Source organism: Desulfurellaceae bacterium, assembly GCA_021296095.1.
Taxonomy (GTDB): Bacteria; Desulfobacterota; Binatia; order Bin18; family Bin18; genus JAAXHF01.
The window spans coordinates 14835-29018 of the sequence record JAGWBB010000048.1; the positions used below are offsets into that span (position 1 = coordinate 14835).

A 14184-nucleotide genomic window follows, 5' to 3' on the forward strand; every position below is an offset into this window, starting at 1 on the left:
GTGACCATGAATATCATCCAGGACCCGCGCCAGGCGCTCACCACGCTGGTCTACGACGGGGTGTTCGAGCGCTTCCCCAGGCTGCGGGTAGCCACGATTGAGGCCATGGTCGGCTGGGTCGGCGAGTGGCTGGAGCGGCTCGACTATCGTTTCAACTACATGGGCCACACCTCGCAGATGAAGCGACCGGCCAGCGAGTATTTGGCCCGCAATATCTGGATCAACGGCGACCCCGAAGAGAAGATGTTTCCGCTGATGGTCCAGTTCCTGGGCGACGACCGCTTTTTTACCGGCTCGGACTATCCGCACGCCGAGGGGTTTGTCCAGCCGATCCAGAAGATTCGCACTGTGTTGTCGTCACTGCCGGCCGCGTCGGTGGACAAGATCCTGGGCGACAACGGCCGGAAGTTCTACGGCATTCGCTCCTGACCGCCCCGCTTCTTTGGTACGGCCAGCCGGATGGACCCGGTCGTTCCTACGCGGCCTGCGGCCAGACAGCCGAGACCGCGGTAGCCAGCCACCTGACCAGAGCCGCGTTGACCTCACGCGGCTTCTCCTGGGCCATCCAGTGCCCGGTCCGCAGCGTCACCTCGGTCAGATTCCGACAGTAGCGACGCATCGGTTCGGCCAGCCGGGAGTGGGTGCACTCACACACGTAATCGTAGCGGGCGTTCAGAAATAAGACCGGCAGATCGAGGTAGCCGTCGTTGTCGGCCGTCAGCGCATAGGCGGCGTTGGCCGCGTGGTTCATATACCACGAACTGGGACCGGAAAAGCCGTTGCGCTCCAGGGCCGAGACATAGCTGCTGAGTTCCTCGGCGCTGACGATGTCGCCATCCCGGGGCAGGTCGGGAATTGCGCGTGTGCCGATCATGCCGCGCTCGCGCCGGGCCGTCGCTGTTACCGCCGGTTTTCCCTCGCCGTCCGGATTGCCCTTGCGAAACAGCAGTTTCACAAACGCGGAGACATTGGCGTCCATGGGGGCGATGGCCTCGTCAAAACTCTCCTCGTAATAGCGCATATAGTCCCACTGGGCGGCCGGGAACTCAGCCTCGGGGTACAGCTGGCGGTCGGCCAGGCTCAGGGTGTGGTCCAGGCCCCGTTCGAGCGTGTAGTAGGGCACACACAGATTTGCGACCGCGTGGCAGCGATCCGGGTGGTGGCTGGCCAGGTTCCACACCACCGGACTGCCCCAGTCGTGTCCGACCCAGACCGCCTTGTCCGCGCCCAAGGCGTCGAGCAGACCGATCATGTCGCCGACGATCTTGTCCTGGGCGTAGTCGTGGTGGTGGGGATACACGGACGAGCGTCCATAGCCGCGCATGTCCGGGGCCAGGGTGCGAAAGCCCAGGGCGGCCAGGGCGGGCAGCTGGTGGCGCCAGCTGATGGACAGCTCCGGCCAGCCGTGGACGAAAATAACCAGCGGACCGTCTTCAGGACCGGCGGCCAGATAAAAGCTCGTATGGCCGTCCGTCTTGACCGTATGTTCGGTGATTGGCATGTCGTGTCTCCTTGTTTTTCATGGCCGTCTTAGCGTAAATGCTTGGAAGGAGCCAGCTGCCCCGACCAGAGGACTTGCACGCACGGATACCCGCGTATTGGATAGAGTATGTGGACCTGCTCGGAATCTGGAGCGAAGCGAGAAGACGGGATCGAGGGTACTCCCGGGAGAGATCTGTGACTATGAACCATACCGAGCACACAACAACGAATTTTCTGGATCGACTCCTTGAGCCATTCGGCGACTGCTTGACCCCGGAGGTAGCGGAGAAGCTCGTGAACCTGCGTGCGGACTCTGTGGTCCAGGCGCGTCTTGAGGAGCTTGCCGGAAAATCCACCGAGGGAGAGCTGAGTGAGAACGAGCGAGCGGAATATGAGAGCTACGTTCACGCCATCGATGTACTCGCCGTGCTCCAGGCGAAAGCCCGCAGCTTGTGACAATCTCCAGCCGAGATCGAATAGATGCTGGCGCGTTAAAACAGCGCGCCGCCCGGCAGCTCCTGGCCCAGCAACAGCCGTCCGTAGGACTCCAGCTTACCGTCAAGGTCAAAGACAAAGTGACACGCCAGGGTGTTCAGGTCGCGCTGTGTGCGCTGTAGCGGACTGTCCTGAAAATGGGCGTGCGCGCCACTGGCCTCGACAATGTCCTGGACGACTTTTTTACACTGCTGGACGGACATGGCCAGCTGGGTGGCCCAGCGAGCCCGGTCCTCGAGCGTGGCCGTGTTGCGCTTGGCGCACACGTCGTCAACCAGGTGCCGCAGCAGCAGTTCGGTTTGACACACCTCGGTTTCGGCGCGGGCCAGCCGCATCCGTGAGGCCGACCGATCAAGCTGTTTGCTGGCGTCAAGCAGCACCCGCTCGGTCAGCCGGTCTCGAAACAGCCGCAACGCCGTTTTTGCCTGGCCCAGAGCCGGCATGGTGGCGGCCAGGGTCAGGATCGGCATCATCGGCGTCCGGTACAGCGGGCCGGCGTGGAGGTGTGAACCGGGTCCATGACCGCTCATCATCTCTCGCATCGACACCGCCCGCTCCTCGGGGATGAAAGCGTCATCAATGACCACGTCGTTGCTGCCGGTGGCGATCATGCCGTCAACGTACCAGGTATCTTCGACGCTGACTTCAGAAATCGGCAGGGCGAACCAGCGCGGCTCGGGCCTGCCGTCGGGCCTGATCTCGGTTGCCGCCGGGATCACCCAGTCCCCGTGCATCACGCCCGTTCCCCATTGCCAGCGGCCGTTAATCCGAAACCCGCCCTTTTCGGGACGGACGGTGGCGGTCGGCGAAATCATGGCCGGAGCCAGCACATAGCTGCGCGAGGCAAACAGCTCTTTTTGAAACGGCTCGGGAAACTGGCTGAAGATCCAGTTGTGCTCGATGTAAAAATTGGACACCCAGGCGGTTGAGGCGTCGCCCTCACCCAGGGCCACCCCGACCTCGAAAAAGGTGTCCATATCGAGTTCCAGTCCGCCGTAGCATTTGGGCACCATCAGCTTGTAGATCTCGGCCTCTTCCAGGGCCTTGATGACGCTATCGACCGGCTTGCGTAGCCGTTCGGCCTCGGCGGCGTGTTCGGCCAGCAGCGGTATCAGGGCGCGGGCGCGTTTGACCAGCTCGGGGCCGGTTGTGGAGGGCGGCTGGGTGTTCTGAGGCTCGCGTGCTGACATGGCTGTGTCCTTTCCCCCGGCTGGGTTCAGTCTGTATACCATCCGGCTCAGGCGTGCGCCTAGCCCTGCGGAGTTTTCTTGGAGGGTGGTTTGGCGTATAGTGGGCCGCTGCCTTGATGAATGAGCGGAACGTAAGGAGGGAGAGCATGACGAACACGGCATCAAACGGCTCGGGGACGACGACAAACGGCCGGGCGAACGGCGCGAAGTGGCACGACAAATATCCGCATCTCGACCGGGAGCCGCTTGCCGCCGAGGTCTTCACCTCACCCGAGCAGTTCGAGCTGGAGCGAGAGCATATCTTCAAGAAGGTCTGGCTCAACGTGGGCCGGGTCGAACAGCTGCCCAATCCGGGCGACTACTTCGTGAAAGATATCGCCATGTGTCAGACCTCGATCCTGGTCGTGCGAGGTCAAAAGGGCGACATCCGCGCCTTCCACAATATGTGCTCCCACCGGGGCAACAAGATTGCCTGGGATGAACGGGGTTCCTGCCAGCTGTTCACCTGCAAGTTTCACGGCTGGTCGTACGCCTTGGACGGTGCGCTCAAATTCGTGCCCGACGAAGAGAACTTCTTCGGGCTGCAAAAAGACGAGTTGGGCCTGACACCGGTCGCCTGCGAGGTATGGCAGGGGTTTGTTTTTATCAACGTCGATCCCCAGCCGCAGGACACCCTGGCCGAATACCTGGGCGAACTGGGCAGCAGCCTGGACGGTTATCCGTTTGGCGAGATTTCGGCCACTAGCGCCTCGTGGACGACCGAGGTGCGGGCCAACTGGAAGCTGGTCAAAGACGCTTTTCAGGAAATCTACCACGTCGGCTTTCTGCACCGCCGCTCCATCCCCGACTCCTTCACCAGCCCAACCAACCCCTACGCCCATGTCCTGGACTTTCGGCTCCATCCCCGCCACGGCAGCGCCTCGGTCTTTGGCAATACGGACGTTGAGCCGACGCCGGTGGCGTCCCTGGCCTTCAGACACGGCACTTTTCTGATCCGCAAGGATTTTGACATGAGCGCCCTGCCGACCGGGGTGAATCCGTTGCGTCACACAGACTGGACTCTGGATCTGAACGTCATCTTTCCGTGCTTTTTTGTTGACGTGTCCGAGGGCTCGTACTTCACCCACAATTTCTGGCCCATCGCGGTGGATCGGACGATCTGGCACTCGACCCAGTACTTCCCCAAAGCCCAGACCGTGGGCCAGCGTTTCATGCAGGAGTACGGCCACGTCCTCTTCCGCGATATCATTCTGGAGGACGGCCGGACCCTGGAGGAGACCCAGCGCATGCTGGACTCGGGCGCCAAAAAAGAATTCCACCTCCAGGATGAAGAAATCCTGGTTCGCCATAGTCACCGGGTGGTCGAACAGATGATCGCCGGCCAGCCTGTTTCAGCCGGCACCCGAAAAGAGGCCGCCCATGCCTGAGTCCGGTCTGCCCGAGGCGTTCCGCGACCTGGAGCCGTGGCTGGGCTGGTGCCTGGCAACCGAGACGGAGCGTAGCGACAAGCGTCAGGCCAGTAGCCAAGATGAGTTGCAGGCGTTTTATGACGCGTTGCTGGCCCGGATGGATGCCGTCTTCGCCTATCTGGGGCAGTTTCCGCCGGATGAGCTGCCGGCTGAGGCTCAGCGGCTGTTCCTGCTGGCCCTGTCTCTGGCCGAGGTCGCGCCGGCTATCGAACAGTTCGGCCAGCCCCAGGTGGTGGACGGCTACGACATAGGCCGGGTGACCCCAGCCCGGCGCGGCATCAGCTAAGGTACGGTGCCCCTCTTTTATTGAGGCGGCGCTGAAGATAATAAGAGGAAGACCTCCCGGCCACCTCAAGAGCCGGGAGAAGCTGCACGAGGAGGACAGCGTATGCATTTCATGTGGTTTACTGAGCGGGCCTACCATTACGATCCTGAGGAGGATCTGACCAGGTATAATGAACTGGAAACCGATATCGTCCGCAGGCGAAGCTTCTTTGGCGCGCCCAACCGCCTGTTCGACCGCAAGCATGGCGCCCGGCTCCTGAACCAGTACCTGGACGAGAAGATTTATACCGATCAAGAGCTGCTGGATTTCGACGGTGTGATGCTGAACGAGCACCACGGCACGCCGTTCTGTCTGGGTGCGGTCATGGACGTTGAGGCCTCTATCCTGGCCAAGGCCACCCAGCGGGTCAAAATCGCCCTGCTCGGCAATCCCGTGCCGACCGTGTCCAACGCCCTGCGTCTGGCCGAAGAGCTGGCCATGATCGACCTCGTGTCAGAGGGCCGCATGGTGACCGGCTGGGTGCGTGGCGCCGGCTCCGAACAGCTGGCCAACAACGCCAACCCGGCCCTCAACCGCGAGTACTTCGAGGAAGGCATTGACTTCATTCTCAAGGCCTGGACGACGCCCGGTCCGTTTCGCTACGAGGGCAAGCACTTCCACTTCCGGCATGTGAATCCGTGGGTGCTGCCGTACCAGCAGCCCCATCCGCAGATGTGGATTCCCGGCCTGATCAGCCCTGACACGGTTTTCTGGTGTGCCAAGCGGCGCTACCCGTATGTCGCGCTGGCCACCCGCCTGGAGCCGACCCTGGAGCTGTGGGACTTCTACGCCAAGGCGGCGGCCCGCGAGGGCTACCAGGCCGGACCCGAGAACTTCGGCTATCTGCAGCCGGTGATGGTTGCCGACACCCAGGAGAAGGCCGAGGAAATGGGCAAACGCATTCTGTACGGCGGGGCGTTTGCCCACTTTGCCCGTCCGGAATGGATGTTCCCGCCGGGCTATAACTCAAAAGCGGCGACCCGGCGTCTGGCCCAGAGCAACTTCGGCGTCAACGCGTCCGCCAAGCCCCTGTACGGCGAGGGCTTTGAAAAGACCGACGAAGAGGTCGAAGGGGTCAAGGACATCATCTACAGCGGCTATCCCGATGTACTGAAAGACATGGTCATGATCGCCGGCACGCCGGACAATGTGATTCCCAAGCTCAAGAAGATTCAGGACATCCTGCGGCCCGGCATCTTCTCCTTCTGGCTCGACGGGCCGGTTCCGGCCAAGGATCGCAAGCGTTGCCTGGAGCTGATCAACCGCGATGTCATCCCGGCCATGCGCGAGCACGGCAAATCGCTCGGTCTGGTCAGCCCGTATGAGCGAGCCCCCGGCTCGGTCGCGCTGAACGGCAGCGACCCGGCTCCGGTCAGCGACCCGCAGGCCCTGGCCGAGCTGATGGCGGCCTAAGTCTTTCTCGAACAGCTCAGTCAGAAGAGCCTCTGTGAAGCCGAAGGTGGCTTCCAGAGGCTCTTGTCTTGTGAAGAAGGTCTCATAAGAAGAGTTCCACTATAGTCAAGTTATCACCTTTTCTGCCCATATAGGCAGCGCATTCCTCGTGCCAACCGTGTATAGGAAGTGGCCTGTCTGTCTGGTGTCGGTACGCAGTCTGCACCAGAGGCATGACGGGGCATGACGGGTTCATCAGTCCCCTGACCGCCCACGGGCCGGTGAGCAGGCACCCCGGAACTTGCCGCCGGCAGTCTGTGAGAGAAGAGGAGCCGAAGATATGCAAACTCGAACCGTGCTGACCCCGATATCGCTGATTCTTGCTAGAGGGTGTTATGCACTTTTTTGCTGCGATTCATTTTCCTCAGAGAAATCGCTGACTTGCAGGAACTACCTCGGCGAAACCTGAATAAAATCAATGGGTTGTCAGAAGTTCCTAACACGCTCTAGCGGCCTGTTCTTGCTGGCCGGTGTCCTTTTCAATACGCACCCTGCCCTGGCGCAGGCGCAGCTCGACTGCCCACTGCCTGACGGCGTGACTCCGCCGCCGCCTCCACCTGTGACGGCGCAACAGGTGGAAGACGGCAGCGCCAGCCTGACCGACTTCGCCCTGGCCGTGAGAGACATCTTTGTGAGCGAGCCGGGCATTACGACCCTCAAGCAGTTAGCCTACGTTGGCTGTCTTTTCAGGCAGGAGGGGGGTCCGTGGCGTTCCGGTTCCACCTATGTCGTGAGACTGGCGCCCAGCGACAGGGTGTTCATTCACACGAAGGACATGGCCTTGTCCGGCAGGCAACTCAACCCCGTAATTTATGAAGCGATCCTGCACGCATTGGGAATCGCTCCGGCCGACCTGACCAGCCCGGCGGCGTCCAGGACCGCCTTCGCTGCCGCCGCCGCCAGGGAGGGCAGCGCATTCAATGTGCCTGATATCCCGGGTGCCTCCGGCTATGCCATCGCCCTTCTCTCGGGCATCTCGGGGCAACCTGTCGTGGTGCTTGCCGGATTTGATCTTGACTCGTCTCACTTGTCCGCAGAGGAAATTGAGCATATCGAACCGCCCGTTAGGGCCAGGGATGTGGTGGATCGGGCAACCTTGCAGGCCTTCGTCACGGCTGCGGGGGAATACTTCACCGGACTTCTTTCGTCCGGCGATCTGACCGCAGTCTCGAAAGCCAGGGCCATCCTGCGTGATCCGAACGGACCGTGGAGACAGGGGTCCGTCTACGTCGCCATCATGGAACGTGTCAGCAGGATCATCACGCTTCACGGAGGGTTCCCGGATCGGTTCGAGTTTCGACAAGGAGGGATTGCCACCGACATTGCGACCGGAGAACTCGTCGTGGAGCAGCTCATCCGCGCCGCGGAAAGTGGCCCGGACGGCGGCTTCTGGGAGTATTACTTCGACAATCCCGCCGACGATGCCGACAGCGCCGAAGTCCCCAAGGTCGGCTACGCCCGCGTGTTCACCGCTCACATCCCGAGGCCGGACGGCAGCATCATCTCGATCGACTACATCGTCAATTCGGGATTTTATCTGGCCGCAGATGGTCTGGGGGATCTGGGGGGACGGCTGGAGAATCCGGGCCCGCACTCGTTTCAGAGCGGGATCGGTGCGCTGTGGGGCTGGGTGTGCGAGGCCGAGCGGGTAGAGATCGAGATCGCGACCGAACAGGGTGCTGTTGGGCAGCACGTGGCGGCGTATGGCCTGAAGCGGGGGGATACGCTGGATACCTGTGGGGACACGGATAATGGGTTTGTCTTATTGCTCAACTGGAACCTGTTGGGCGCTGGTGAGCATACCGTGACCACCTTGGTCGATGGGGTCGAGCTGGGCCGGACGACGGTCACGGTGACGACGCTGGGGCAGGAGTTTGTGGAGGGGGCCGTGGGGGAATGTGTGGTGGAGGACTTCCCGGACCTGGGGCAGACGGTCACCCTGGAGTGGCGGCAGAACAGTCAGAACTTCGTGATTACGGATGTGCAGTAGGGGCGACCCATGCAAAGTGTCAAGTTTGCAACGTGGCCGGGCGCCTATTCGCCATTGACCGAAAACGCGAGCAGGGCATTGCCCGGCACCCCGCCCCGATAGCCGTAGCCGGAGTGGACATACAGCATGCCGTCCACAATGGTTGGCCCCGGGCCGTCAAACGAGCCGCCCTTGGTCGGGACGCCGTTGGTGCTCGCATACTCCTGGAGGGCGTTGTAGTCCCAGATGACAGCGCCGGTGTCGGTGGCATAGCCGCGCAGATGGCCGTCGACCGACCCGGAAAACACCACGCCGGGCAGGGCCGACACCGCCGCGGACTGGGCCGGACTGCACTGTGGTCGGTCGCCACAGCCGACCGCCGGGACGTGCCATTGCCGCGCGCCGCTTTCGATATCCAGGGCAAACAGGCCGCCCCCAACGCTGCCGTCCAGGACCCGGGTCCAGCTTCCGTCCGCCTGCTCGACCGTCTTCCGAACGACATCCGACAGGGCCACATAGACCTGGGTGGCATCGGCCGCCGAGCCCCACTGAATCCCGCCCAGCAGGCCGCCCTTGCCGACCCGCTCCTGCCACAGCATTGCTCCGTTCCGGTCCGGGTCAAGGGCGTGCATCACCCCGGACTTTTGGCCGGCCAGGAGGATCCGCCGCCCGTCGGGCAGGATCCGCAGGATGGGGGAGGAGGCGAAGTCCAGGTCCGGGCCGCGCGCCTGCGGACAGTTGGTATCATCCTCCAGCTCACAGGCCGTGTTCCAGGCGTCGTTGGGCGTGAATTGCTTCGACCAGACGATGGCGCCGGTGCGCAAATCGAGGGCCACGACCGCATCGCTCGTCAGCGAGACCGGGTCGGAATAATTGTCGCCCGTGGCCACATACAGGCGGTTGCGCTCGGGGTCGAGCGTCGGGGAGGACCAGACCGTGGCGCCGGACGGCCCCCATAACTGCACGCCGATGGCATTTTTGCGAACCGGCGCCGGGGGATCTGGAATGGTATACGCTTGCCAGACCAGCTGGCCGGTAACACGGTCGAGCGCCATGACCGTGCCGCGAAACGTACAACACTCGTAGGTGGGGTCGGCGCCGGCGAGTTCCTCCAGGGAGGTGGTGGCCACGTAGAGCCGGTCGGCGTGGGTTTTGGGCGAGCCCGTAATCCGCGCCAGGGGATGGGCGTTGACGTTCACTTTCCAGAGTTCCTGGCCCGTGCGGGCATCCAGCGCATACACGTTGGCCGCCGCGTCGCCCGCATAGACCACAAAGCGCGGCGGGGTCGTGCCCGGCAGGCTCTCGACCACCATGGTTGCGCGGACCCCACTGTCCGTTTTCACCGACCAGTACAAGCAGCCGGTTTTGGCATCGAGCGAATAAATACGGCCCTGGAGCGAACCGATAAACACCCGGCCGCCGACCACCGTCGGCTGGGAAACCCGAAAACCCATGGGCAAGCCAAACACCCATTTGACCTGCAGCGCAGGCACCTGGGCGGCGCTGAGCCCGGCGGCTTGGGCAGGTTGGAAGCGGGTGTTGAAGGGATCGACGCCCCAGCCGTTCCACTGTGGGGCGCCGTCTTCCACCGCAAAGGTCCCCGGTGCGTCGGCACAGAACCCGGCGACCGTTGCATCTGTGTCGGTCGGCGGCGGCAGCGTCTTGCCGGTTATCCATTCCGAGAGGGCCTGCCGTTCTGGACCGGTCCGCATCATGCCGAGGAACTTCATCCTGCCACGTTCCAGAGAATTCAGGACCGTTGAGGCGGGCAGGCGCGCCATGGCGTCACGGTGTGGCGCGCGTTTGACCTGCCCCTCGTGGCGGTGTGCGCAGTACGCCTGGTAGAGCGCGGCGCCGTCGCTTTCCCCTTGTGGTGGAGAGAGCGCCCAGCTCGGAGCACGGCTCACGCTCGACACCAGCAGGCCGATCACAAGAGCCTGGATCATAACCTGTATTTTTCGCTTGAGAGACCCCTTACGGACAGACATCCACCGACCTCCTTCTTCCCGCTGTGCCCTCTTTTGCCGGGGAGAGTCTTGTCTGTCAAACCTTCCCACTCCCGCTCCGGCAGTGTTCAGTGTGGGAGCGAGGGCGGACTCATCTCCAAAGGCGCATCATAGCGTTTATGTCTGATGGGCAAGCACCGACCTCCCGGCCCTGGAGCTTATCCTTGCTGGGCTTCCATGTAGCTACGCAACACCGCGTTGATCCGCGTCTGGTAACCCCGGCCCTGCGCTCTGAACCAGGCCAATACGTCGGTGTCTAACCGCAGGGAGATCGCCGCCTTGCCAGGGGGCATGACCACGGTGGCCTTTGACCAGTCGAAGTCCCCCTCTGCCGCCTCCCTGGCTGGCTCTTGACCGGCAGCGCGCTCCCGCCGCAGCCGTGGCCAGTCGGTTCTGGTCTTATCCTTCCGAAGGGTCGCTTCCCTCAGTGAGATACTGGTAATAGTTTTGTCTTTCATCGTGCCGTGCTCTCCTTGCCGTGATGACTCGACAGTCGCCGTCCCGGACTGTGTAGATCACCGTCATTTCGATTCCATCGACCAGCCCGACCGCCAGCCACCGGGACTCTCCTCGCCGGGCCGAGGGCACGATCAGGACAGGGCCTGCAAAAATCCGGATAGCATCGAGAAAATCGCTCCTCCGCCTCTCTAAAACCCTCTGCCGCTTGCCTTCATCCCATTGGAAGGTCTGAAAGAACGGTGTGTCTCGCGCTATGCTTGTCTCTCAGAGATATCGGTTGCCTTCTTGCCGATACAATTGTATATACTAACCGGAAAATCTCAAGCGCTAAGCTGGACCCAGAGGAGCATGATTCGGATGAACGCCGTGTTACGAGCCTCCAATGAAACCTCCATCATTGCGTCCTGCTGAGAACTGATGTTACGAAATCGCAAATTCCCACTCCCTCCAGCGTTTCAGAAGCAGCTTGACCAAGTTCGCATGATCGGGCGTCTGGAGCCGTTCCTCGCCGAAGAGATATTAGCTGCTGATTATGAGGATGAGAGATTAGACTTCGCTGTCACTCGTCTGTGTCAGACGAGAGGATTCAAGCTGCGCAAAGTGCAGCTTCAGGAAGCGCTCACCTTGACCCACGAAGCCCGTTATCACGCTGCCGCACCTTTGTTGCTCATTGTTGCGGATGGATCTGAGCGTCTGAAGGCGGTGACCCCATCCATGCCAGGACGGCTGCCATGGCCATGGTCAGCCGGTCGTAGAGCCATCCGCTGAAGTGCGCGCGGTGGCGCTCAAACGCTTCGTCAAGCACTGCCTTCGGATAGAGCCGCCCCTGGGCGACGACGGCTTCCAGAGTCGAGAGCGCGGCCAAGTCCCGGGTGGGATTTTCTCGGAAGAGGAGGAAATCTGCCGGGGCGCCGTCCTGGAGTGTCCCGAGTTTGGGCACGCCCAGGAATTCCCCGGGCCAGCGCGTCGCCGCCACCCAGGCTTCCTCAGGCGTGAGGCCAGCTTCTACCAACAGGCGGAGTTCCCCGTGAAGGCTTGCGCCCGGGACGACAAACGACAGGGGCGTGTCGCTTCCTGCGTGAATGCGAACCCCGGCTTCGTGCAGGCGTCGGACCGTTTCTTTCATCTGAGGCAGCGCCTTGCCGAGGCTTGCATAGGCGGGCAGAAAAGCGTCAAGCGGTCGCCAAAAGACTGCCCGGTACCAGCGCGGCAACAAATGCGCCGCAGGGTCATCGAGCAGCCGCGCATAGTCGAGCGATCGCGCCGCCTGAGCCCACATGAAAAGGGTGGGCGTATGAACCAGTTTCTGCTCCACTGAGGTCTGCACAATGAAGTCAATCCGCGTTGGATCAAGGTTCCGCCAGGACGCTGCCCACGCCCCAAGCCGCGCCGCCGCGCTTGCGTCTGGGTCGTCTTCGTGCAGCGGGACTCCAGTCAGATGCTGAACGTCGTCCAGGCCGGCTGCTTCAAAGGGGACGGCAAAAGGAATATGCCCGGCAACCGGCAGGTTATGCTGCTGCGCCGCGTGACGGATCGCGGTGAGGACATTCGTGGAGAGGGACCAGTATACTTTCACACAATCGACGCCCGCTGCTGCGACTTCATCAACCGCTTTTCGGGCTGCGGCAGGGCTGCCGACAGGCCAGTGCAAGGGAGAGAAGGAAGGGTCGCCATCGAGAATGGGGCCGCAGGCAAAGAACCGCGGCCCGGGATACGCGCCATCCAGGACCTTTTGTCGCTGCGCGACAGGCGTTGTATCGAAACGTCCGGTGTCGCGCACTGCGGTAACCCCATGCATGAGAAAGAGCAGCCCGAAGAGTTCCCACTCGCCGGCCACATTGTGCACATGCATGTCGATGAGGCCGGGCAGCGCGTAGGTGCCAGCAAAGGGGGTGGTCGCCTCGGATTCCCTGCCGGTGGGGGCATCAGCCGTAATCGACACAATCCGCCCGTCCTGGACCGTGAGAGTCTGTCCGGCTCGCCGGTCACGCCCCGGGTTCATCACGGTCACATCGGCAAACACCAGCCGCTCCTGGAGCGGAACCGCAATCGGCGGAGGCTGGAGTATAAACCATCCCCCTGCCGCGAGCAGCCCGAGGAGAACCCCTGTGACAGCCAGAACCGTGAGGATACGCCGTATCATTCGTTGTTCGGTCTGCCGTCTTTCCTGAGGCTCCGCCAGAAATCGACCTGGACGCTTGACACAAGCCCAGACGCGCAGGTCGGATGAGCGGAGCGTAATCCGACGGGCACGACCGTGTCGGCTGACGCCTGCGGCTCAGCCGACCTACAAGACCGACTCATGCTCAGTGCAGGCTCGGCATGACCTCTTTGGCAAACAGCTCCATCGACTGCTGGCTCTTGGCCGGGTCCAGGCCGGGCAGGTGCATGCCCATGACAATATGGGTCGTGCGGATGGCGGCGGTCATGCGTTCGAGCTCGCCGCCGACCTCTTCGGGGGTGCCGACGATGGGCGCGCCAATGAGCTGATCGGTGACGTTGCGCAGCTCTGAGGCGGGCGGCAGCTGGGCGAATTTTTCGGCGCCGGCAAAGTCCTTGGCCTCGGCCAGCCAGCGGCCGTACCAGCTCAACATGTAGTGCAGGTGGTCCTGGACATTGTCCCAGGCCTGATCGCGGCTGGCCGCGACATGCACCCAACGGAGCTGGGCGGCGTGAAAATCCTTGGGATCACGGCCGTGGGCGCGGAGCGCCGTGTCGTAGGTCTCCTGCGCGGTTGGATCGGAGGTGCCCAGGAAGTGGCAGCCCATGCGGCCGGCCCGCTCCACGGCTTTTTTCTGGCCGGCTCCGATCCAGATCGGCGGGTGCGGTGTTTGGGCCGGTTTGGGCACCAGGCTGATGTTCTTCAGATCGTAGTGTCGGCCCTGGTAGGAGAACGGGTCCTGGGTCCACATGCCCCGAATGACCTCAATGCCTTCTTCCAGCCGCGAGGCGCGTTCTTTGCGGGGAATGCCGTAGCCCTCAAACTCGGACGGGGCATAGCCCTGGCCAAAGCCCATATCGAAGCGACCGTTGGAGATGACATCGACGGTGGCCGCGTCTTCGCCGACCCGCACCGCGTTGTGCAGGGGCAGCAGCAGCAGAAAGGTCCCGATCCGCACCCGGTTGGTCATGGCCGCAATCGCGCCGGCAATCGGTAGCAGGGATGGTGAGTAGCCGTCCTCGGCAAAGTGGTGCTCGGTCAGCCAAACCGTGTCGTAGCCGAGTTCTTCGGCAATCTGGGTCTGTTTGAGCTGTTCGGCATAGAACTCGGGAAAGGGCTTGCGCCACTGGGGGGGATTGCGAAAGGGAAACAGCAGGCCAACGTCCATGGCATTCT

General features: G+C 62.5%; 13 protein-coding genes. 6 read left to right on the forward strand and 7 right to left on the reverse strand.

The window, feature by feature from the left end:
• The coding region (locus tag J4F42_12755; protein MCE2486379.1) for an amidohydrolase family protein at positions 1-429 on the forward strand (429 nt) is incomplete at its 5' end.
• A 46-nt stretch (positions 430-475) separates the two neighbouring features.
• On the opposite strand, the gene J4F42_12760 is transcribed toward J4F42_12755, so the two are convergent.
• Positions 476-1501, reverse strand: coding sequence for an alpha/beta hydrolase (locus tag J4F42_12760; protein ID MCE2486380.1), 1026 nt, complete (start codon positions 1499-1501; stop codon positions 476-478).
• 182 nt (positions 1502-1683) lie between these two features.
• Here J4F42_12760 and J4F42_12765 point away from each other — a divergent pair, with 182 nt between their 5' ends.
• Positions 1684-1938: a hypothetical protein gene (locus tag J4F42_12765; protein MCE2486381.1), complete on the forward strand. Its 255-nt coding sequence runs from the start codon at positions 1684-1686 to the stop codon at positions 1936-1938.
• A 35-nt stretch (positions 1939-1973) separates the two neighbouring features.
• Here J4F42_12765 and J4F42_12770 read toward each other — a convergent pair whose 3' ends face one another.
• Positions 1974-3167: a hypothetical protein gene (locus tag J4F42_12770; protein ID MCE2486382.1), complete on the reverse strand. Its 1194-nt coding sequence runs from the start codon at positions 3165-3167 to the stop codon at positions 1974-1976.
• Positions 3168-3313: 146 nt separating this feature from the next.
• On the opposite strand from J4F42_12770, the gene J4F42_12775 reads away from it, so the two are divergent.
• The 4 genes from J4F42_12775 to J4F42_12790 all read left to right on the forward strand — a co-directional run bounded on the left by J4F42_12775 (position 3314) and on the right by J4F42_12790 (position 8403).
• Positions 3314-4594, forward strand: coding sequence for an aromatic ring-hydroxylating dioxygenase subunit alpha (locus tag J4F42_12775; GenBank protein MCE2486383.1), 1281 nt, complete (start codon positions 3314-3316; stop codon positions 4592-4594).
• A complete protein-coding gene (locus J4F42_12780; GenBank protein ID MCE2486384.1) occupies positions 4587-4922 on the forward strand; it encodes a hypothetical protein in 336 nt (111 codons plus the stop codon). The genes J4F42_12775 and J4F42_12780 overlap by 8 nt, the downstream gene beginning before the upstream one ends.
• A 102-nt stretch (positions 4923-5024) precedes the next feature.
• Positions 5025-6374 (forward strand): LLM class flavin-dependent oxidoreductase, encoded by a 1350-nt coding sequence (locus J4F42_12785; protein ID MCE2486385.1) that lies wholly within the window; start codon positions 5025-5027, stop codon positions 6372-6374.
• Between the two features lie 457 nt (positions 6375-6831).
• A complete protein-coding gene (locus J4F42_12790) occupies positions 6832-8403 on the forward strand; it encodes a hypothetical protein (GenBank protein ID MCE2486386.1) in 1572 nt (523 codons plus the stop codon).
• Positions 8404-8447: 44 nt separating this feature from the next.
• Here J4F42_12790 and J4F42_12795 read toward each other — a convergent pair whose 3' ends face one another.
• The 5 genes from J4F42_12795 to J4F42_12815 form a co-directional block, all read right to left on the reverse strand.
• Entirely contained in the window at positions 8448-10370 is a 1923-nt protein-coding gene (locus tag J4F42_12795) for a PQQ-binding-like beta-propeller repeat protein (protein MCE2486387.1), read from the reverse strand.
• Between the two features lie 176 nt (positions 10371-10546).
• Entirely contained in the window at positions 10547-10846 is a 300-nt protein-coding gene (locus tag J4F42_12800) for a BrnA antitoxin family protein (protein MCE2486388.1), read from the reverse strand.
• Entirely contained in the window at positions 10788-11102 is a 315-nt protein-coding gene (locus tag J4F42_12805; GenBank protein MCE2486389.1) for a BrnT family toxin, read from the reverse strand. The genes J4F42_12800 and J4F42_12805 overlap by 59 nt, the downstream gene beginning before the upstream one ends.
• A gap of 412 nt (positions 11103-11514) precedes the next feature.
• Positions 11515-12870: an amidohydrolase family protein gene (locus J4F42_12810; protein ID MCE2486390.1), complete on the reverse strand. Its 1356-nt coding sequence runs from the start codon at positions 12868-12870 to the stop codon at positions 11515-11517.
• Positions 12871-13153: 283 nt separating this feature from the next.
• Positions 13154-14176, reverse strand: a complete 1023-nt coding sequence (locus tag J4F42_12815) for an LLM class flavin-dependent oxidoreductase (protein MCE2486391.1) — start codon at positions 14174-14176, stop codon at positions 13154-13156.
• Positions 14177-14184 lie beyond the last annotated feature (8 nt).